Origin of the sequence: Clostridium sp. DFI.5.61 (genome assembly GCF_024462915.1) — a bacterium.
Taxonomy (GTDB): Bacteria; Bacillota; Clostridia; order Oscillospirales; family Oscillospiraceae; genus Lawsonibacter; species Lawsonibacter asaccharolyticus.
The window spans coordinates 67,372-88,676 of record NZ_JANGBZ010000002.1; the positions used below are offsets into that span (position 1 = coordinate 67,372).

The 21,305-nt window shown below is 53.6% G+C and carries 20 protein-coding genes; 16 read left to right on the forward strand and 4 right to left on the reverse strand.

Annotation, left to right across the window (positions count from 1 at the left end):
* Positions 1 to 133 precede the first annotated feature (133 nt).
* Entirely contained in the window at positions 134 to 493 is a 360-nt protein-coding gene (locus NE584_RS01980; protein WP_256181606.1) for a metal-dependent transcriptional regulator, read from the reverse strand.
* Positions 494 to 735: 242 nt separating this feature from the next.
* Here NE584_RS01980 and NE584_RS01985 point away from each other — a divergent pair, with 242 nt between their 5' ends.
* The 3 genes from NE584_RS01985 (at position 736) to NE584_RS01995 (ending at position 3,740) form a co-directional block, all read left to right on the forward strand.
* Positions 736 to 948, forward strand: a complete 213-nt coding sequence (locus NE584_RS01985; RefSeq protein WP_050625461.1) for a FeoA family protein — start codon at positions 736 to 738, stop codon at positions 946 to 948.
* A 141-nt stretch (positions 949 to 1,089) separates the two neighbouring features.
* A complete protein-coding gene (locus tag NE584_RS01990) occupies positions 1,090 to 3,093 on the forward strand; it encodes a ferrous iron transporter B (RefSeq protein ID WP_055179560.1) in 2,004 nt (667 codons plus the stop codon).
* Positions 3,094 to 3,374: 281 nt separating this feature from the next.
* Entirely contained in the window at positions 3,375 to 3,740 is a 366-nt protein-coding gene (locus NE584_RS01995) for a metal-dependent transcriptional regulator (protein ID WP_055179561.1), read from the forward strand.
* Between the two features lie 287 nt (positions 3,741 to 4,027).
* Here the strand turns inward: NE584_RS01995 and NE584_RS02000 are convergent, their stop codons facing one another.
* The 3 genes from NE584_RS02000 to NE584_RS02010 all read right to left on the reverse strand — a co-directional run bounded on the left by NE584_RS02000 (position 4,028) and on the right by NE584_RS02010 (position 6,629).
* Complete coding sequence (locus NE584_RS02000; protein WP_081032376.1) at positions 4,028 to 5,083, reverse strand: PepSY domain-containing protein; 1,056 nt, start codon at positions 5,081 to 5,083, stop codon at positions 4,028 to 4,030.
* A gap of 267 nt (positions 5,084 to 5,350) precedes the next feature.
* The gene (locus NE584_RS02005; protein ID WP_055179563.1) at positions 5,351 to 6,133 is read right to left on the reverse strand and encodes a ZIP family metal transporter; all 783 of its coding nucleotides are present in this window, start codon (positions 6,131 to 6,133) and stop codon (positions 5,351 to 5,353) included.
* Positions 6,134 to 6,419: 286 nt separating this feature from the next.
* Positions 6,420 to 6,629, reverse strand: a complete 210-nt coding sequence (locus tag NE584_RS02010; RefSeq protein ID WP_228300444.1) for a DUF4491 family protein — start codon at positions 6,627 to 6,629, stop codon at positions 6,420 to 6,422.
* 408 nt (positions 6,630 to 7,037) lie between these two features.
* Between NE584_RS02010 and NE584_RS02015 the strand changes: the two genes are divergently transcribed.
* The 13 genes from NE584_RS02015 to NE584_RS02075 all read left to right on the forward strand — a co-directional run bounded on the left by NE584_RS02015 (position 7,038) and on the right by NE584_RS02075 (position 21,303).
* The gene (locus tag NE584_RS02015) at positions 7,038 to 7,664 is read left to right on the forward strand and encodes a TetR/AcrR family transcriptional regulator (protein WP_055179564.1); all 627 of its coding nucleotides are present in this window, start codon (positions 7,038 to 7,040) and stop codon (positions 7,662 to 7,664) included.
* A gap of 60 nt (positions 7,665 to 7,724) precedes the next feature.
* Positions 7,725 to 9,476 (forward strand): ABC transporter ATP-binding protein, encoded by a 1,752-nt coding sequence (locus tag NE584_RS02020; protein ID WP_055179565.1) that lies wholly within the window; start codon positions 7,725 to 7,727, stop codon positions 9,474 to 9,476.
* Between the two features lie 3 nt (positions 9,477 to 9,479).
* Positions 9,480 to 11,210: an ABC transporter ATP-binding protein gene (locus NE584_RS02025; protein WP_256181611.1), complete on the forward strand. Its 1,731-nt coding sequence runs from the start codon at positions 9,480 to 9,482 to the stop codon at positions 11,208 to 11,210.
* A 58-nt stretch (positions 11,211 to 11,268) separates the two neighbouring features.
* Positions 11,269 to 11,556, forward strand: coding sequence for a DUF4491 family protein (locus tag NE584_RS02030; RefSeq protein WP_050001709.1), 288 nt, complete (start codon positions 11,269 to 11,271; stop codon positions 11,554 to 11,556).
* Positions 11,557 to 11,611: 55 nt separating this feature from the next.
* The gene (locus NE584_RS02035) at positions 11,612 to 12,670 is read left to right on the forward strand and encodes an AraC family transcriptional regulator (RefSeq protein ID WP_050001710.1); all 1,059 of its coding nucleotides are present in this window, start codon (positions 11,612 to 11,614) and stop codon (positions 12,668 to 12,670) included.
* A gap of 122 nt (positions 12,671 to 12,792) precedes the next feature.
* A complete protein-coding gene (locus tag NE584_RS02040) occupies positions 12,793 to 13,746 on the forward strand; it encodes an ABC transporter permease (RefSeq protein WP_044940933.1) in 954 nt (317 codons plus the stop codon).
* Positions 13,743 to 14,549 carry an ABC transporter permease gene (locus tag NE584_RS02045; RefSeq protein WP_044940936.1) on the forward strand — a complete coding sequence of 269 codons (807 nt, stop codon included), beginning with the start codon at positions 13,743 to 13,745 and terminating at the stop codon, positions 14,547 to 14,549. The genes NE584_RS02040 and NE584_RS02045 overlap by 4 nt, the downstream gene beginning before the upstream one ends.
* The gene (locus tag NE584_RS02050) at positions 14,542 to 15,330 is read left to right on the forward strand and encodes an ATP-binding cassette domain-containing protein (RefSeq protein ID WP_256181614.1); all 789 of its coding nucleotides are present in this window, start codon (positions 14,542 to 14,544) and stop codon (positions 15,328 to 15,330) included. Before NE584_RS02045 ends, NE584_RS02050 begins: the two co-directional genes overlap by 8 nt.
* Complete coding sequence (locus tag NE584_RS02055; RefSeq protein WP_228300442.1) at positions 15,318 to 16,019, forward strand: ATP-binding cassette domain-containing protein; 702 nt, start codon at positions 15,318 to 15,320, stop codon at positions 16,017 to 16,019. The genes NE584_RS02050 and NE584_RS02055 overlap by 13 nt, the downstream gene beginning before the upstream one ends.
* A 16-nt stretch (positions 16,020 to 16,035) precedes the next feature.
* The gene (locus NE584_RS02060) at positions 16,036 to 17,652 is read left to right on the forward strand and encodes a nickel ABC transporter substrate-binding protein (protein WP_055179571.1); all 1,617 of its coding nucleotides are present in this window, start codon (positions 16,036 to 16,038) and stop codon (positions 17,650 to 17,652) included.
* Positions 17,653 to 17,761: 109 nt separating this feature from the next.
* A complete protein-coding gene (locus tag NE584_RS02065) occupies positions 17,762 to 18,127 on the forward strand; it encodes a metal-dependent transcriptional regulator (protein ID WP_050624278.1) in 366 nt (121 codons plus the stop codon).
* Positions 18,128 to 18,358: 231 nt separating this feature from the next.
* On the forward strand, positions 18,359 to 19,309 hold the full coding sequence (locus NE584_RS02070; RefSeq protein ID WP_055179572.1) for an AraC family transcriptional regulator: 951 nt from the start codon (positions 18,359 to 18,361) through the stop codon (positions 19,307 to 19,309).
* A 179-nt stretch (positions 19,310 to 19,488) separates the two neighbouring features.
* Positions 19,489 to 21,303 (forward strand): ABC transporter ATP-binding protein, encoded by a 1,815-nt coding sequence (locus NE584_RS02075; RefSeq protein ID WP_055179573.1) that lies wholly within the window; start codon positions 19,489 to 19,491, stop codon positions 21,301 to 21,303.
* Positions 21,304 to 21,305 lie beyond the last annotated feature (2 nt).

A 21,305-nucleotide genomic window follows, 5' to 3' on the forward strand; every position in this document is an offset into this window, starting at 1 on the left:
CGCAAATACTCTGGTGATTCCTCAATATAGAGAGAAGAAAATCGTCCGATGGCTCATCCCAAAGAGGAAGAATTGTTTTTGCGTGATGCTTGATATCACATGGATGAAATTTTGCCCCAAAGTGATTAGAAATTTACATCCAGTATTTTTGTATTGCCGCAAAAGATTTTTCGCTAATAACATGTTCAATTTTACAGGCATCTTCTGTAGCGGCCTTTTCATCCACTCCCAACCTCATGAGTAGTTGAGATAGAACAGTGTGACGAGTGTACATTGTTTTGGCAACTTCCATACCCTTCGCTGTCAAAGAGATTCCACCGGTGTCATCCACAGAAACATAGTCATCCCGTTTCAAAATTGACAGAGCGCGGCTGACACTGGGCTTGGAGTATCCCATCTGCTCGCCTACGTCGATTGCACGCACGTGGCTCTTTTTCTGAGAGAGTATATAGATCGTCTCCAGATACATCTGGCCGGATTCATAAATCGACATAGTGACCTCCATTAGTTCAGTTTTTTCAATTATATCATAAATCGTAGCAGTTTTACAATCATTTTGATTTTCGAGATGGATAAGAGTTGCCATTCAAAAGTGAACAATCTGTAAATATGACTCTTGACAAAAACGATGGTTTGCGATATATTATGTAGCCGGTTAGAAAATGCTAACTTATTTCGTGAGTCGCCGCCAGCTTTTGCTGACTGAAATATAAAATGAGAGAATAGGTGAACGAAATGACTTTGAAAGATGCCGTAGAAGAAAAGGAATACATTGTCCGGCAAATTGACACCGATGACGAGGAGTTGAAAACCTTTCTATTTTCTCTTGGGTGTTATGAGGGGGAACCCATTACAGTGGTTTCTCATTTGAAGGACAGTTGTGTCGTTTCCATCAAGGACGGCCGGTATAACATTGATAACCAGTTGGCAGATGCAATTTTGATTTGATGGATCTGATCTGTGCCGCTGATGCCGACAAAGGGGGGGATCAGCGGCACGAAATAGGGGTTTACTATACATAACGGTTAGCGAATAGCAACCGATGTGTGTTGTAATATAGAGAACATCAGAAAGAGGAGGAAGATACCCATGCGCATTGCCTTAACAGGCAACCCGAACTCCGGCAAAACCACCATGTACAACGCTCTTACTGGACGGAATGAAAAGGTGGGCAACTGGGCCGGCGTGACGGTGGAAAAGAAAGAACACCCCATCAAGAAGGCCTACTACAGTGGGACAGAAGAACTCATCGCCGTAGATCTGCCCGGTGCTTATTCCATGTCGCCTTTTACGTCAGAGGAGAGCATCACCAGTTCTTATGTGCGGCATGAGCACCCTGACGCCATCATCAACATTGTGGACGCCACAAACCTCAGCCGCAGCCTGTTTTTCACCACGCAACTGTTGGAACTGGGCATTCCTGTTGTGGTCGCCCTGAACAAGAGCGACATCAATGCAAAAAAGCAGACCACCATTGATGTTGCCGCTCTTTCCGCCAAGCTGGGCTGTCCCGTTGTGGAGACGGTATCTATCTCCTCCGAGGGTCTGAAAGCGGTGGTGGATGCGGCAGTCGCCTTGAACGGCAAGGGGCAGAAAGCCCCTTACACCCAGGGCGATATCGACCTGACCGATAAAAAGGTCGTGGAAGAGGCCGACCGCAAGCGTTTTGCCTTTGTCAACCAGATCGTGTCCAAGGTGGAGAAGCGGAAGGTCCTCACCCGTGAGAAGGGCACCGGGGACGCCATTGACAATATCCTCACCAACAAGCTCCTGGGTATTCCCATCTTTGCGGTGGTAATGTTCCTGGTGTTCCAGATCTCTCAGGTCTGGGTCGGCCCCCTGATTGCGGACACGCTGGTAGCGTGGATCGAGACGTTCCAGGGATATGTGACCGAGCTTCTGGCCGACGCCAACCCCCTGCTGACCGCTCTGCTGGCTGATGGTATTATCGGCGGCGTGGGCGCTGTGGTTGGCTTCCTGCCTCTGGTCATGATCATGTACTTCCTCATCGCCCTACTGGAAGACTGCGGCTATATGTCCCGTGTCTCCGTGGTGCTGGACCCCATTTTCAAGAAAGTGGGTCTTTCCGGCAAATCCGTGATCCCCTTTGTCATCGGCACTGGCTGCGCCATCCCCGGTGTTATGGCCAGCCGCACCATCCGCAACGAGCGCGAACGCCGGGCGACCGCCATGTTGACCCCGTTCATGCCGTGCGGCGCCAAGATCCCCGTCATCGCCCTGTTTGCCGGCGCCTTCTTTGACGACGCGGGCTGGGTGAGCTTCCTCATGTATTTCACCGGTATCATACTTATTTTCCTGGGCGCTCTGCTGGTAAACAAGATCGCCGGATACAAGAACCGGAAATCCTTCTTCATCATCGAGCTGCCCGAATACAAAGTGCCTTCCCTGGTGTTTGCCTTCAAGGCCATGTGCGCCCGGGGCTGGGCCTACATCGTGAAGGCTGCCACGATCATCCTGCTGTGCAACACCGCCGTGCAGATCATGCAGACCTTCACGTGGAGCTTCCAGGTGGCCGAGACTGCCGACAGCTCCATCCTTGCCTCCATCGCTGGACCCTTTGCGTACCTGCTGGTCCCCATCGTGGGTGTGCTCAGTTGGCAGCTGGCCGCCGCCGCTGTTACCGGCTTTATTGCCAAGGAGAACGTGGTGGGTACCCTGGCCGTCTGCTTCGTGGGCCTGGAGAACCTGATCGATACCGATGCGCTGGAGATGATGGAAGGCGCAGGCGCCGAGGTGGCGGGTGTCATCGCCATCACCAAGGTAGCTGCTCTGGCCTACCTGATGTTCAACCTGTACACGCCGCCCTGCTTTGCCGCTATTGGCGCTATGAACTCTGAGATGAAGAGCGGGAAGTGGCTGTGGGCCGGCATCGGCCTGCAGCTGGGCACCGGCTACACGGTGGGCTACCTGGTTTACCAGATCGGCACGCTGATCACCACCGGCTCTCTGGGCGCGGGCTTTGCCCCCGGCCTCATCGCGGTGGTTGTCTTTGCGGCGATCCTTGTCTACCTGTGCATGAGAACCCAGAAGGATCTCAAGAGTGAGTATGCGTTAAGTGGGGCGAAGTCCTGATGATTGATTTCATTGTAGTTGCAGTTCTTGTGGTCATTGTTGCGGCTGCCGCTTTCTATGTCTACAAAGCGAAAAAGAGCGGTAAAAAGTGCATTGGATGCCCGGACGGCTGCTCCTGTGGTTCCAAGAAAGATAGTTCCCACTGCAGCTGCGGTAAGGGTCACAACTGATATGTGAAAGAGAAGGTTGCGGCTTTTCTGTTGGAAAGCCGCAACCTTTTTCTACACGTATGCTATGATTCCCGTTGCCTTGTAAAACGCTAGGAAGGACGACGCTGCTCTATGGTCTTGAAAGAGACAATGGAAAACTACGTAAAAGCGATTTATAGCTTGTCGCGCTGGGGGGAGGTCCGTCCTTATCAGCTGGCTGATTATTTATCTGTTTCGCGCCCTACCGTATCCACTACTGTCAGGTCACTTGTCGAAGAGGGATTTGTCTGCGTGGACGATAGGAAAGAAATCCACCTGACCAGAAAAGGGTTAAAAATCGCCAAAGAGATGATGGAAAAACACAACGTCCTGTTCAATCTGCTGGTTAGTCTTGGTGTTGACGAAAACATTGCTTCCAGCGATGCATGCAAGATGGAACATGCGATCAGTGCCGAAAGTTTTTTGGCTCTGAAATCACTAACTCGCTTCTCGGACTGAATAGCAGCAGACCAATGAAAGGCATGATAATCTTCTTATGCATCATTAAATGATTTTGAATTCGCCCTATTAACGCGATTACAAATTTTTCTCATTTTGAATGTGCAGGGGGCACTGGAAATTTTGAAATTCTGTCCTTGGCATAGCAAATACAACTCCTATGTAAAGAAAAATAGTGCCCTGCACGTAAGACTAGTTACGTGCAGGGCACCGCTCGCTTGGTTTTATTTTGCCATCTCATTTGACAGATTGCAAGAAGTTAGTGAATCTGATCTGGAAGGTGGCGGTCAATCCCAGTCGGCGTCCCAATCCAGGATCGCGCCGGTCACGGCATCGATTTCAAACTCATATTCCATCCAGCCGCTGCGCATCTCGCCCTCGTAAAGCACACGGCCGTCATCCACCTCCAGCTTGAACTCGGTGTAAACTCCCGTGGTACCGGCGGCCTGCTCCACGATCTGCTTCGCTTTCGCCTCGCCAATGTAGTCGCTGGCCTTGCTGGAAACCGTGTACCACTCCACATCAAAGTCAAAGCCCAGGATCGCGCCGCTGGCGGCGTCGATTTTGTAGTCATATTCCTTGTTCCCAGAGAAGAATTCCACGTCGTACACTCTCATGCCGTCGTCATAGTCCAGCTCGACATTGATGAATACCGTGTCCGCCGCAGCCACGCCCGCGTGTTCCAGGGCGATGGACTTGGCCTTCTCCGCGCCAATATCGGTATTGGCCTGGGCCTGGTAACCGCCCGCCGCATACCATTCAATATCCTGATCGAAGCTCACGATATCCCCGGTGGCGGCATTGATCTTGTAGTCATACTCCTTATTGCCGGAGAAAAACTCCACATCATACACCCGGAGGCCGTTCTCATAGTCCAGGTTGGCATAGATAAACGCAGTATCCGAGGCGGCCAAGCCTGCGTGCTTCAAAGCGATGGATTTGGCCTTCTCCGCACCAATATCGGTACTGGACTGAGACACCGTGTCGGAACCGGTCATGTGCCATTCAATATCATAATCGAAGCCGAGAATAGTGCCGGTAGATGCGTCGATTTTGTAGTCGTACTCCTTGTTCCCAAACAGAAATTCCACATCGTATTCCATCCGGCCGTGGTCATAGTCCTGCTTGGCGAAGATCCAGGACACCTTGGAAGCATCCACCCCAGCGTGATTCAGGGCAATCTCCTTCGCTTTGGCCTCGCCGATATAGGACGCCTGTTGGAGATGGGGAACCGCCTGATGGGCGGAGGCGTTCACCGCCATTGAGGGAACGAGCAGTGCTCCGGTCATGAGCACCATAGCGGTGCAGCCTGCCAGGATCTTAGGAAAATTCTTTTTCATCATAAAGTCCTCCTAAAGTTGTTGTTCCAGCAATTTCGGGGGGGCTGTTTTTTTGCTGTTCATCTATATAACGCGCAGACAAAGTGTTTTATTGCATCGGGCAGAAATATTTTTCTTAGACAGTAAAGATATCCTAGCGTTCTTTTTTACTCCCCGGCTTTTTGGGGGCCAGAAGCTTATTGCATTTGCAGCGTTCCCGATTGACGCTAAATATACCTGTGTTGTCTGTGAGAGCTATTCCTGAATTCGCCGCAAAATATTCAGGTTCCTCTATCCCAGCGCCACATCAAGTGCCATCATCAGAGTGAACCCCACAGCGAAGGACAGCGCACCAATATCTGAGTGCTTTCCCTGGGACATTTCTGGGATCAGTTCTTCCACTACCACATAAATCATAGCACCAGCAGCAAAACTCAGCAGGTAAGGAAGAGCCGGGACCACCAGTCCAGCAGCCAGAATCGTCAATAGAGCGCCCAGGGGTTCTACTGCACCGGAGAGTACGCCTCCCGCAAAGGCTCGGGGTTTACTCATTCCCTCCGCTCGCAGGGGCATGGAGATAATAGCTCCCTCGGGGAAGTTCTGGATGGCGATGCCCAAAGACAAGGCCAGAGCGCCCATCATGGTGATTTGACCGTCTCCGGCTAGGTAGCCTGCATAGACCACGCCTACAGCCATTCCCTCCGGAATGTTATGAAGGGTGACAGCCAGCACCATCATGGTAGAGCGCCGCAACCGCGTATGAGGCCCTTCTGCGTGGTGACTCTTTTGATGGAGGTGTGGAATCAGATGATCTAACCCCAGCAGAAAGAGGATGCCAGCCCAAAAGCCAATGACCGCTGGCAGAAAGGCCAAAGAACCCGCCCCGGAGGATTGATCCATAGCAGGAATCAGCAGGCTCCAGATAGACGCAGCAACCATGACACCAGAAGCAAAGCCGGTCAACCCCCGTTGCACCCGATCCCCCAAACCTTTCTTCAGGAAAAAGACGCAGGCAGACCCTAGCGAGGTGCCCACAAAGGGAATCAGCAGGCCATAGATAACCAGTGTTTCCATAGGATCAGAACGGCCTTAAATCTACGTTTGTTTTTAAACGTGGCTGTACCGCCCACACCAGTGTCTGCCACTGCCTTTTCTGCAAATGGCATCCACCGTCTAGGGCTGTGGGGGATAAATGGGAAAGATCAGCTTTAATGGGGAGGTTCTGTGATCCAAGGATTTCCAGGTAATTGAACATAATTGCCCTCTTTTCTAGTTGCGGTTTTTGCGAACATAACAGGATGCATCTTGTGGTTAGCCATAACTAACCGCAGAATAATTATATAAAACTACACGTACTCTGTCAAGAGGACAGGTTGAGACAGGGATAAAAACTCCCCCAGTTTCTATTTTCGCTTTGTTTTTTGGGAAACCAACCCCGTTCCACCCTGCGGGTTTGCTCTTTCAACTCCCAGATTCGCCATATGCAGGTAACGCCCAACGGTCTCGGAAGAATAGAGAAAGAGCCCTGACCGAAAAGTGCGGTGAACAGGTAGAGTAGACCGGCAATCAAAAATACCAGCCACCCTCCCTATGTGAAGTGGTACTCAAACCAGATCACTAAGGGGCAAGATGCCTCAATCATCACAAGGAACATCACGCTGATAACTATGCCCTCAAATTATAATTTCACACACAGTATTCCAAACTCAATAACATAAACTTCCGGAGAAGGGAAGAAGGGATCTTTAAGGACTAGTATAGCCTGCCCCTTGCTTTCAAAGATTTTTATTGACACAGTTACACATCTTCAGTTAAATGAACCGTAACTGCCATCCAAGATAGTTGCGGATTTATTATCTGATGAACAAATCCATCCGTATATTGTCATGATTTTATGATAGGGGCTTGACAAATACAGACGCTCGTTTTAAGATAATATCGTTATTAAATAATATAGTTATCGAAAGAGGTGAACAATATGCGCCCTGTAAACGAAAAGCTGCGGGCGGATCTGCTGGAGGCTGGGAAGCGGGAATTTATGGAAAACGGCTTCCGGGGAGCATCCTTAAAAAGCATCGCGGCTTCTCTTGGAGTAACGACTGGGGCGATTTACCGCTACTATACGGACAAGGAGGCATTGTTTGACGGACTGGTGAGAGAGCCTGCCCATGAGCTGGTAGAGCGGTATCGGACCCTTCAACAGACCTTTGCTGGAAGAAACTTGGAGGAGCAACTTCAAAAGCTCCCGGAGGTGCCGGACAAGGAAGCATCCTGGATGATGGACTTTCTTTACGACCACTTTGACGCATTCAAGCTCATCGCCTGCTGTTCCTCCGGGACAAAATACGAGCATTATCTGGATACCCTGGCGGAAATCGAGGACCACTCCGGACGGCTGTTGGTGGATCGAATGGTGGACGCCGGCTATCCCATCCGGCGTCTGGATGATGAGCTGATCCACATCATGTCCACCGCGCTTTTCAATGGGATGTTTGAGACGATCCGCCATGATATGCCGCGGGAAAAAGCGATGGTTTATATGGATGATCTGCGGAATTTTTACTCCGCGGGCTGGTTCCGTCTCCTTGGAATTCCCTTTGAATAAAGGGTTTTCCTTTTGATTCTAAGTTAGCATTTACTAACCAAAAGAAAGGGGTTTTAGGTTATGGATCACAAGAAAGCGCCCTCACCCTTTGCTGTGCTGTGGGGCTGGGCAAGTGGTGAGCACGGTGGATTTTATGCTTCGGTAGCCCTGGCGGTGCTGGGGGTGGCCTGCGGTATGGTGCCCTACTTCTGCGTAGCCGCTATGATTGGGCTGCTGCTGGAAGGGGGTGGCCTTGCGGATTGTCTGCCCTGGTGCGGCCTTGCTCTGGCGGGCTATGGGGGAAAGGCGCTGTTTTCCACATGGTCTACCAGCCTGTCCCACACGGCCACCTATCACACGCTGCGCCGGGTGCGGCAAAATCTGCTCTCCAAACTGAGCCGGGTGCCCATGGGGACGATCCTGGACACGCCCTCCGGCCAGTACAAAACCACCATTGTGGACCGGGTGGAAGGGATGGAGCCCACCCTGGCTCATCTGCTGCCGGAGATGACCTCCAATCTGCTGGTGCCGGTGAGCATCGCGGTCTATATCTTCGTCCTGGATTGGCGAATGGGGCTCGCCTCCCTGGTGACCACGGTGATTGGGATCGTGGTGGCTTCCCAGAGCAGCAAGACTTACGCCGTCCGCTGGCAGGGCGCCGTGGAGGTGGGCCGCCGCATGGCAAATGCCATCGTGGAGTATGTGGGAGGCATCCAGGTGGTCAAGGCGTTCAGCCAGTCCGCCGGGTCCTACAAGCGGTACTCCGATGCCGTGACGGAAAACGCCCAATACTATGTGGACTGGATGGCGGATAACCAGAAGTATATGGCGGTCATGCAGGCGGTCATCCCCTCGGTGCTGCTGCCCGTCCTGCCGGTGGGTCTGCTGCTGTGGGGCGGCGGAAGCCTGAGCACAGCTGTATTCCTCACCATCGTCGTGCTGTCCCTGGGGCTTACCGGACCGCTGGTATCGGCTATGACCTTTGTGGATGAACTGGCGGTGGTGGGCACCAATGTGGGCGAGATTTCTGCCATTCTGGACGCCCCAGAGTTGAAGCGTCCCACGGCAGAGACGAAGCTGAATGGGCTGGGTATCCGGCTGGATCATGTGTCCTTTGCCTACAAGCAGGAGGACGGTGAAGTGCTCCACGATGTAAACCTGGACATCCGGCCGGGGACAGTGACCGCTCTTGTAGGTCCCTCCGGCTCCGGTAAGAGTACCATTGCCAAGCTCATCGCCGGCTTCTGGGATGTGACGGGCGGCTCTGTCGCCTTGGGCGGTGTGGACCTGCGGAAAATCCCGCTGGAACAGCTCAACCGCCAGATCGCCTATGTATCTCAGGACAACTACCTCTTTGACCGCACGGTGCGGGACAACATCCGCATGGGCCGTCTGAACGCCACCGATGCGGAAGTCGAGGCGGTAGCCAGGGCTGCCGGGTGCGATGATTTCATCCGTCAGCTGGATCAGGGCTACGACACCATCTGCGGCGGGGGCGGCGGCCACCTGTCCGGAGGTGAAAAGCAGCGTATCTCCATCGCCCGCGCCATGCTGAAGGATGCGCCCATCGTCATTCTCGACGAGGCTACCGCAAGCATCGACCCGGAGAATGAAGCGGTCATCCAGCAGGCCATCTCCCGTCTGACGAAGGGCAAGACCCTGATCGTCATTGCCCACCGGCTGGGCACGGTAGCCGGCGCGGACAACATCGCTGTAGTGGAAGGCGGCCGGATCGCCGCCCAGGGGAAGCAGGAGGAGCTTCTGGCCTCCTGCCCGCTGTACCGGCAGATGTGGCAGTCCTATCTGGGCGTTCGGGACGGAGAGGAGGAATAAGAGATGTTCAGTGTGCTTCGGAAAATTTCTGCCTTTGCAGGCAGCCGCAGGGGCCTTTTGAAAAAATCCATGCTCGTGGCGTTCCTGGGGGCTGTGTTCACCGCATTCCAGTTTTGGGCCCTGATGCTGACCCTGGAGATTCTGGTGGGCGGCGCGAACTTGAGCATATGGCCCGTGATCGGCATCATGCTGGTTTCCGTGGCGGGGCGGACCGCCTGCTCGTACTGGTCCACCAACGCGGAGACGGAGACGGGCTATTTCATGGTGGCGGAAAAGCGGGTCCATATCGGGGACCGGCTGCGCTACATCCCCATGGGCTACTTCAACGACAACTCCTTGGGCAACATTACCGCCGTAGTTACCACCACACTGGGGGATGTGGAGAACAACGCCGCCCGCTGCCTGGTCAGCGTCATCGGCGGTTTCCTCAACACCCTGGCTATGTGTCTGGCGATCCTGCTTGTGGACTGGAGGCTCGGTCTGCTGGCTATCGCGGGCATCCTGGCCTATCTGCTGGTTACGGAGTTGAGCCAGCGGTCCCTGCTCAAGACCGGCCCTGCCCGCCAGCACGCCCAGATGAAGCTGGTGGAGGCAGTGCTGGAGTACATCCAGGGTATGAGCGTGGTCAAGGCCTATGGACTGGACAAGGACAGCGGCCAGGCCGTGCAGAAAACTGTGGATGAAAGCTGTGAAAAGGCCCTGGGGCTGGAGCACTCCGTAGCCCCCTGGATGGGTCTGCGGCAGATTACGGTGCGGCTGTTCGCCGTGGCGCTGGCCGTGTGCGCTCTGGCGCTCTATTCCGGTGGGAGCCTGCCCCTGACCCGGTGCCTGCTGATGCTCGTTGCCTCTTTTATGCTCTATGCGGAACTGGAGAGCGCCGGCAATATGGCGGACAATCTCCAGATGTTGGGCGCCTCCATGGATAAGGCCAACTCCATCGACGATACGCCGGTGATGGATATTGACGGAGCGGAACTTCAACCGGAGGATGCCTCTGTCCGGTTTGAGGATGTCTCTTTCGCCTATGGGGAGCGGACCATTCTGGAGCATGTGAGCCTTACCGTCCCCGCCGGCAGCACCACCGCCGTGGTGGGGCCCTCCGGCGGCGGAAAGACCACTCTGTGCAATCTCATCGCCCGCTTCTGGGATGTTCAGGGCGGCAGGATCATCGTGGGCGGCCATGATGTGCGGGAGTACAAGCTGGACAGCCTGATGAAAAACATCTCTATGGTGTTTCAGTCGGTATATCTCTTCAACGACACGGTGGAGAACAACATCAAGTTCGGCCGCCCGGACGCCGCCCATGAGCAGGTGGTGGCCGCTGCCAAGGCCGCCTGCTGCCACGATTTTATCATGGCCCTGCCGGATGGCTACGACACGGTATTGGGAGAGGGCGGCGGCTCCCTCTCCGGGGGCGAGAAACAGCGTATCTCCATCGCCCGGGCCATGCTCAAGGATGCGCCCATCGTAATTCTGGACGAGGCCACGGCCAGCGTAGACCCCGAGAATGAAGCGGAACTCCAGGCCGCGATCTCCTCTCTGACAAAGGGAAAAACCCTGATTCTAATCGCTCACCGGCTGAAAACGGTGCGCAATGCCGACCAGATCCTGGTCCTCAATGGCGGGCACATTGTCCAGCGGGGTACTCATGAGGAACTGATCGCCCAACCTGGCCTGTATGCCGACTTTGTTCATGTCCGGGCCAAGGCCAACAGTTGGAAGCTGGAGGCTTGATGCGGCGGCTTATCTGCCTGCCGGACTCCGTTGTATCATGGGCTGGGGAGGGACTTCTATGGAATTGAATTTTGAGGGGATCGCAGTCGGAGCGGCCTCTCTGCTGGTGATTGGAGCCTTTCATCCGCTGGTAATCTGGTGTGAATACCACTTTTCTCAAAAGATTTGGCCGCTGTTTCTCCTGTGCGGGCTGATCTGCCTGGGTTTGGCGCTGTTTGCACATGGGCTGCTCTCTATTCTTTTGGGACTTGTGGGCGTGGCTTTTCTTTGGAGCATCCGGGAACTGAAAGAACAGGCACGGCGGGTAGAGCGGGGATGGTTTCCCCAAAATCCCAAGCGAACTTAACACAGGAGCGCCGGGGTATATTTTTTGTAGCGCGTCAGAGGAGGTGATGTGGTTGATGGAGTACAGCCAAGAGAAACGAGCCGGCTTGAATCATGTCCGCTTTGCGGACGAGGAGCTGATTAAAACCCAGGTTCTGCAGGGGGAGGCGGCTCAAACTATCATTCAGGGAGAGAATTGTTCTGTCTACAAGATGGAAAACGAAACCGGAGAGGGCGTCATTACCCGCTACCCAGTGTTCCCCGGAATCGAATTGCTCTATGATGATATTCATATGTCCTGCGGAGTGGCGCACCGGGAGGACCCCCGGGCCGACCTGCTGGAGATCAATCACTGCCGGCTTGGCCGGTTTGAGTGTGAATTTTCAGATGGGAGCGCAGTCTATCTGGGAGAGGGTGATCTGGCCGTCAATGTCATGACCAACCGGACCCGCGAGACCTGGTTCCCCCTGTCCCACTACCACGGCATCACCATCGCGGTGGATATTCCGGTGGCGGACAGAGTGCTGCGTCAGGTATCGGAGGCGTTGGGTGAAGGGCTGTACTGCGACCTCTTCGCCATGCGGGACCGTCTGTGCGCCCGCAACTCCTGCTTCATCATGCGGGCCACTGAGTCCATTCAGCACATTTTCTCTGAACTTTACCATGCGCCGGAAAATCTGCGGGCAGGCTATTTCAAGCTCAAGGTGATGGAGCTGTTCCTCTTCCTCGGCTCCCCGGAGATCACGGCACGCGGAGAAGAACGGCCGTATGTAGACCGGACCCAGGTGGAACAGATTAAATCAGTCCGGCAGTATCTGGTAGAGCACCTGGATCGCCGCATTACCCTGCAAGAACTCTCCCAGACCTTTTCCTTTCCGCTGACCTCCATGAAAAAGTGCTTCAAGGAGGTGTACGGAACCACCATCAATGCTTATCTGCAAGCCTACCGTATGCACACAGCGGCAGGGCTTCTGCGGGAAACGAAGCTGGATGTGACGGAAATCGCCGGCAAGGTGGGGTACCAGAACGCCAGTAAGTTTTCCGAGGTGTTCCGGCAGTACACAGGGCACACCCCAACGGAGTACCGAAAAACTTTTTGTCTGATAGGAGCAGACAGCGTCCTGCGGGAGTGGTGAAACAACAGAAAATCGTCTATAATGCCCTTGTACGCGGGGGTATCTGCCAGAAAGCGCATCGAGTTCGGTGCGCTTTTTCCTTGGCAGATGATTAGCAGTAACTAACTTTTGGAGGTGATCTTATGGCACAGCGGACCAGACGCTATCTCATTCGGCGGGCTGTTGTCGTCCTGCTGACCTTGTTTGCGGTCACGCTTCTTTCTTTTCTGCTGATGCGCCTCTCTCCCATTGATCCGGCCACAGCGTATGTGAAGCGCAATTCCGCCGTCGTCACCCAGGAGCAGATCGACGAAGCACGCGTCATGCTGGGCCTGGACAAGCCGCTGCCGGTGCAGTATTTCGATTGGGTGGTGGACGCGCTCCACATGGACTTCGGTATTTCCCTGGGGACAGGAAACCCGGTGACGGAGGAATTGGCGAAAACAGTACCCGTTACACTGACGGTGGTGGCCTATTCCGCTGTAATCATGTCCCTTGGGGTCCTGGGGGTGGGGATGCTGGGGTATCTCTGGCGGCAGAAAGCCGGAGGCATGATTCTCTCATTCCTGACCATGATCGGCATTTCCGTGCCCGGCTTCTATCTGGGGACTGCTTTCATCGACCTGTTTGCGGTGCGGCTGGGCTGGATCAGCGTCTCGGGGAACAGCGGTTTTGCTCGCTACTTTCCGGTGGCGCTCTGCCTGTCGGTCCTGGGGATCTGCTTCTATGGGCAGATGCTGGCGGCCTCTTTGGAACGAGAAATGGAGCAGGACTATGCCATGTACTTACGGTGCCGCGGACTGAGGGAAGGGCGCATCCTTCTGTTTCACGCATTCCCCCACGCCGTGGTGGACCTCTTACCCAGCTTCGCCCAGATGCTGGGGCTGTGCCTTGCCAATGCAGCCATTGTAGAGCGGGTGTTCTCCCTGTCCGGGCTGGGCTACCTGATCATTGACGCGGTGGTAAAGCGGGACTCGCCGGTGATCCACGCCGCAGTTCTGGTGTTGGCGCTGACACTGGTGCTTTTGGACACAGCGGCGGAGCTTTTACAATATGGCCTGAGAAGCGATATGCGGGCCGTGGGAGGCCGGGCATGAGAAAACATTCTTTTGTGGCAAAGGCTGGGCTGATTCTGCCGCTTCTGGTACTCTGCGTCTGTGCTTTTGGATTCCTGCTCGCCCCCAATGATCCCGATCTGGTGGATCTGACCAAGAAATTTCTATCCCCCTGTTCGGAGTTCCCTCTCGGCACGGACAATCTGGGGCGATGTGTGCTGTCCCGCCTGCTCTATGGCGGACGGACCACACTGGGGATCGTCCTGGTGGGCTCCGTCACGGTTTCCGTGTTGGGAACGCTGGCCGGCCTGCTCATGGGCGGCGGAAAGAACGGCAAAAACCTGATTTTGGAGGGGGTACTGAATGCGGTCACCGCAATCCCGCCCATCGCTTACCTGATCATTTTTATTGCCGCCTGGGGCAACAGCGTGTTCACTATGGTAGTGGCGGTGTCGGCCTCCCTGATGCTGCGGGTCATCAAGCTGGTCCAGACACGGACCGGGATTGAGCAGGGGAAAGCCTATGTGATGTGCGCGGTGGCCTCCGGTGCAAGGCCGCGCCGCATCCTGTTTGTCCATATCCTCCCCAATCTGGTCTGGGATGTCCTTCACTTTATCTGCCTCTCCTGCGCGGATATGACGCTGTCCATCGTCAGCTTTTCATTCATTGGCTTGGGCATGGGCGACAATGTAGTGGACTGGGGCAGCATGGTGTCGGAGACGCACCACTATCTGCTCTCTTATCCCGGCCTCACGCTGTACCCGGTTTTGATGATCGTGGTGTGTACCATGGCATTCCATACGCTGGGGCGCTGGATCGAAAGGAGGGTGTCCGCTCGTGCTTGAGGTACAAAACTTATCTGTAACGGCCCGGAACGGCGCCCAGCTTTTGAAGCAGATCTCTTTTCAACTCGAGACCGGAGAGGCTGTGGGCCTGACCGGGCAGAGCGGAGCGGGCAAGACCACGCTGCTCAAGGCCCTGCTCGGCATTTTAAGCGGCGGCTGTCAGGTCAGCGGCGGCACGATCCAGGTGGATGGACAATCTCTGTGGGCCTTGTCCCCTCGGAAGCGCCGGGAACTGTGCGGAACGACCCTGGGCTTTATCCCGCAAAATCCAATGACTGCCTTTGACCCCAGACTCAAACTGGGGCGGCAAATGGAGGAAACCCTGCGGCTGAGAACAGGCGTTTCCGGAAAAGAGGCGGTGGAGCAGGCGGAGGCGCTTCTGGCGGAACTGGGCCTGTCCCAGCCCCGGCGGGTGCTGGACAGTTATCCCGCCCAGCTCTCCGGCGGGATGCTCCAGCGGGCTGCGGCCGCTTTGCTGATGGCCCTGCATCCCAAGTACATTTTAGCCGATGAGCCCACCTCTGCGCTGGACGCGGAAAATCGAACGCTTTTGCTGGAGCTTCTGGAGAAGCAGCGGGAAACCGCCGGCATCCTGTTTATCTCCCACGATGTTGCCGCACTCCGCGCCCTCTGCGGGACGGTCTATGTGATGGAGCATGGAATGCTGACCGAACAGGGAACAATGCAGGAGCTTCTGGAACACCCAAAACAGGCGTGGACCAAGGAATATGCCGAAGCAAACCGCCCGGCGAGCAGGGAGGGATGGACATGGACGGACTGATTGCCGAACATATTAGCAAAACTTACGCTGGCGCACATGGGCTCTCTTTTGCCGCGCTCCGGGATGTGTCCATTCATCTGGAGCCCGGCTCCTTTACCTCCCTGGTGGGGGAGTCCGGCTCCGGGAAAAGCACCCTGGCCCGCCTGTTGGTCGGCCTGGAGCCCCCAGATCAGGGGACGATCTCTCTGGATGGAGAGGATACCTCCGGCTGGAGCACTGAGGACTGGCGAAAACGGCGTACAAAACTCCAGGCGGTCTTTCAGGATGCCAGTGGGACGCTGAATCCCATGCGTTCCGTCCGCAGCAATGTGGAGGAGGCGATGGTCAACCTTACCTCCCTCTCAAAGCGGCAGCGCCGGGAGCGCATTGGTAAGCTCATGGAGCTGACCCACATGGAGGAACGGCTTTTGGAAGTTCCCGCCCGGCAGCTATCCGGAGGGGAACAGCGGCGGCTCTCCCTGGTGCGGGCCATGTCCATCCGCCCCAAGTACCTCGTTCTGGATGAAGTGCTCAGTGGCTTGGATCTGATTTCCGCCGATGCCGTCATGCGTGTTCTGGAACAATATCACCGGGAGTTTGACTGTGCTTTTCTGCTTATCACTCACGATATGGACAGCGCCTACCGCCTGTCCGACACCATTCTCACGATGCAAGCCGGGCAGATTGTCCGTGTTGGCATAAAACAGTAACGAAAGGAAGAAACCCATGAAAAAGAGACTTCTATCTCTTGCCCTTTGTGGCGCACTGCTCTGCGGCGCACTGGCAGGCTGCGGTGGAAATGAGACGCCCTCCACCTCGCAGGAATCATCCCCCAGCCAGACGGCGGAGGAGCCCAAGATCCTGACCACTGCGGTCAGCGCGGAGCTGAACACCCTCTACCCCCTCAACATGGATGTGCAGAACAACATCGGCACAAAACTCTGCTATGAAGGCCTTGTTAACTATGAGAATGGGGAGATCGTCCCCTGCCTGGCGGAAAGCTGGGAGTTTTCCGATGACGGAAAGGCTTTGACTTTTCATCTGAAGGAAGGGGTCACCTTCCACGATGGAACGCCGTTCAATGCGGAGGCGGTCAAGACAGACTTTGAGTTTGCACATCCCAATCCCAATTTCAGCAATATCTCCGCCGCGGCCAAGTTGGAGAGCATTGAGGTCGTGGACGAGTACACGGTGACATTCCGTTATCCCAATGCCTACTTCGCCTACCTGATGGACTTCTGCTATCCGGAAACCATGGTTCTGGTATCTCCCGCCGTGCTGGAGGAGGGGAACTACCAGTCCATGAATGGCGTGGTAGGCACCGGCCCCTATGTGTATGAAGAAATCGTGGACGGCGACTATGTCCGCTTTGTCCGCAACGAGAACTACTGGGGAGAACAGCCCTACTATGATGAGGTCATTGTCAAGTACATTCCCGACGCCTCCGCACGGCTTCAGGCGCTCCAGAGCGGTGAGATCGACCTGATCTACGGCAGCGCGCTTCTGACCTGGGACGACTACCAGCAGGCTACCTCCCTCCCCAATATCGCTGGCGCGGTGGCGGAGAGCGACTCAAAGACCCGCAATCTGGTACTCAATGCCTCTGGTGTTCTGTCCGACTTGAAGGTGCGCGAGGCCGTGGCCTACGCCATCGACAAGGAGACCCTCTCCGAAGGGCTGACCTACGGCGAGGAAACTCCCGCCGACCACTTGTTCCCCGACGGCATCCCCTATACGGATGTGGAGCTGAATGTGGTCCGTACCTATGACCCTGAAAAAGCCAACGCGCTTCTGGATGAAGCCGGGTGGGTACTGAATGAGTCCACCGGCATCCGGGAAAAGGATGGGCAGGCGCTGTCCCTGAAATACACCTATGACTCCGGGGACGCTCTGAACAAGTCTCTGGCCACAGCAGTCAAGAGCCAACTGGCGGCGGTAGGTATCAATGTGGAGACGGAAGGCCAGGAGATGATGACTTGGTGGCAGGAGGGTGTTGCCGGCAACTACGACCTCATCATGTGGAACACCGAGCAGCCCTATACCAGCCCCCACAACTACTTCATTCCCATGCTGTCCCGTTCTCCCCATGTGCCCAGCCTCCCCGCTGTGGAAGGCAGCGACGAGTTCCTGGCTCTGATTGAGGAGTTCCAGACTACGGATGACAGCGCCAGGGTCCAGGAGATTTTCGATGAACTGCTAAACTTCGACAACGACAATGTGCTGGATCTGCCCCTGCTGTTCGTCAAGGATATGATTGTTTACAATACGGACAAAATCGCAGGCTATGATTTTTCCAGCACGCCCATGTTCTTTGATGTGCGGCTGATTCAACCTGCGGAGTAACGAATCACAGCATCTATTATAAGGCAACAGAATATACAACAAGGAGCCGGCCTGCTAAGACCGGCTCCTTGTCAAAGGAAATGTTTCCAAAGGAAAGGGGCGGATTTGTTTGGCGTTGCACCAGTCCGGCGAGGACTACCTGGAGGCCATATTACTGCTTCAAAAGGAAAAAGAAATGGTGCGCTCCGTGGATGTGGCCCGGCACATGGGGGTATCTAAACCAAGCGTGTGCCATGCAGTCAATAGCCTGAAAGATGGAGGCTTCCTCGTGATGGACGAGGATCGCTTTCTCCACTTGACAGATGTGGGGCGAGATGTTGCTGAAAAGACCTATGAGAAGCACTGCTTTTTCACCCACCTGCTGATAGACGCAGGCGTAGAGCCCAAGACCGCCGAGCAGGACGCTTGCCGCATGGAGCACGCTATCAGCGACAACAGTTTTCAGAAAATGAAGGCGGGGTTACAGAACAAGTAAAAGGCGGCCTATCCTTCGAGACCATTGAGGGTGATATAATAGGGAAATTGTTCATATTATCGGTCGAAGAAATTGTCGCTAATAGAAATCTGTGGTATATTCCTAATAAGGGGACATACCGCAGATTTTGCTGTATCATAAATAGAAAAGAGATGGTTTTATTGAAGAATATGGTAGTTTATGTTACCATAATACGGGGCAAGACAAAACTAACTTTGCGGAGTGATGATAATGGGGAGGACCGATTTTAATCCAGAATGGTACGGCGCACAGGCGAAAGTGCTGACGAGCAATGAAGATCAGATGGTTGTAGATTATGGCTGTAATGGTCGTGGTATCGTTAAAAGTTATAAATTGTTTGATGGCATACAACTTTGCTTTCTCGATTTTGAAACAGATGAATCTATGAAAGCCCAGAAGTTCAACCCAGATATTATCCAGGTTACTCACTGCCAGACCGGACGGTACGAATGTGAATTTACCAATCATACTGTGGCATATTTACCGAAGGGCTATTTTAGCATTGCAGCAACAGCGTATTTACCGGCTTCATTTTCTTTTCCCTTGGGGAAGTATTATGGCGTCAGTCTTGTCATAGACCGTCAGGCGCTTTCGGAGGAAACACGCCGGATCATGCAGACAATTCCCATCAACCTTGATAAAATAGGCGCAACACTTGGACTTGAAACACGATGGTATGTCAGCGATACTCCACCACAATTGCAACACTTGTTTTTAGAATTATATACAGCCGTCGAAGCGGAGACAACCGGCTATTTTAAAATTAAGGCCCTGGAACTGCTGTACCACATGGAACAGCTTACCCGGGTTAACGGGTGCGACTCAAAGTATTTTGATAAGAAGCAGATACAAGCGACAAAAGTGATCCGGGAATATCTCATTTCCCATCTGGATGAAAAAGTTTCTCTGGAGCAGTTGGCGAAAGAGGTACACTTGAACCTATCGGTTTTCCACTTGATATTTTCCCATATATATGGGGACACTCCATACGCATACCTCAAAAAATATAAAATGAATTTAGCGGCCCAGTGGCTTTCGGAAAATAAGATGAAAATCGGTGATATTGCTTTGGAACTGGGATATAGCAATGCAAGTAAATTTGCGAAAGCGTTCCAATCAGTATATGGAATATTGCCAAAGGACTATCGAAAAAACAGCTAGTCAAAGGCAGACATTGTTTAAGACAAAGTAGCATCCATGAACTTGTAGGTATCTTTGGGCTATTTTAAGTCTAAACGCGGAGATATGGAGTAGCAGATACTTTCAAGGATTGGTAGAATGAACGGCGAGGTTAGCATTTACTAACCTCGCCGTTTTTCAATTTAAGGAGGGTTCATGCTATGTCAAATGCAAAGTCGAAACAGGCAAAGCCAAAGACGGGTTTGGCACGATGTATGGAATTGGCTTCTGACAGAAAGAGCCTTGTATTTTTAGCTGCGGTTCTTTCGTCACTGGCGGCCATTGCTTCGTTCATCCCGTACATAGCGATTTATTTCATGATCCGCTCAATTATCGGTGTTTTCCCGAATCTTGACCAGTTGGATATGGGAATGGTCATGAATTATGGCTGGTTGGCGCTTACCGGAATCGTGGCGAATATCCTGTTGTATTTTCTGGCTATTTTCAGCTCTCACATGGCGGCATTTGGAACACTGTACGAGCTGAAAGTTCTCTTTGCAGACCATATTACCAAAATCCCACTTGGGTATCACTTGACAATTGGTAGCGGCCGCCTACGCAAGATCATGGATGAAAATATTGAAAGCGTGGAGGGTTTTATTGCTCACCAGTTTCCTGACTTTGTTGCTTCTATTACCGCCCCTATTGTCATGGTTATCATCCTGCTGGCTGTTGACTGGCGGTTCGGTCTTGCATCTCTGGTCGGTATCATTCTGGCGTTTATTGCGGAGTTCATTGGCTTTGGTAGCCGCGAGATGAAAGAGAACATGGGCAAGTATCAAAAAGCCCTGGAGGAAATGAACAACGCTTCTGTGGAGTATGTCCGGGGAATGTCGGTTGTAAAGGCGTTCAACCAGACGGCATCTTCGTTCAAAAAACTCAAAGAGGCAATCACCGGCTATACGGAATGGGTTCTCAAGTTTTCCCTGGGCTGGCAGAATTGTATGCCTGCCTTTACCACAATCATCAATAATGTTTACCTGATCCTTGTCCCTGTGGGCATCCTGATTGGCACCAGAACAGATGATTTTGCCGGATTTGCGATGACCTTTATCTTTTATCTGCTTTTTATACCAGCAATTTCCGGTGTGCTGAACAAAATCATGTATATTTCAGAGTCGTTCATGCAGATCAACGGGAATGTGGCCAGGATGGACGAGATATTGAACATTCCAGAAATGCCGGAAACGGCTCATCCTAAGAAACCTGTCGGAGACGATGTTGTTTTCCATGATGTCAGCTTTTCCTACACTGGGGATAATTCCGAGAAAGCACTGGAAAATGTATCTTTTTCAGCAAAGCAGGGACAGATCACAGCCATTGTCGGCCCGTCCGGCGGCGGCAAGAGTACGATTGCCAATCTGATTTCCCGCTTTTGGGATGTGTCCTCTGGCAGCATTACCATTGGCGGTGTAGATGTGCGTGATGTGGCAGAAGACGATCTGATGCGCCAAGTCAGCTTTGTGTTTCAGGATATTTTCCTGTTCAAGCAGAGCGTCTTGGATAATATCCGTATGGGCAACCCTTCGGCCAGTGAGGAACAAGTAATCGCAGCGGCGAAAGCGGCGCAATGCCACGAGTTTATCTCCAAACTGCCGGATGGGTATCATACAGTGGTTGGCTCCAAAGGTATCCATCTCTCTGGCGGTGAGCGTCAGCGGATTGCGATTGCGCGGGCTATCATCAAAGATGCTCCCATTATCGTGTTGGATGAGGCAACGGCCTTCAGCGACCCGGAGAATGAATACCTAATCCAGAAAGCATTTGAAAAGCTGATGCAGGATAAGACAGTTATTATCATCGCACACCGCCTCTCCACGATCCGCAATGCGGATAAGATTATCGTCGTGGAAAAAGGCCATCTCATTGAAGAAGGAAATCATGACGAGCTGGTGGCTACAGGCGGGCGCTATGCACAGATGTGGAACCACTATACAGAAGCGATTGGCTGGAAAATCAGCGGAAAGGTGGTGTAACT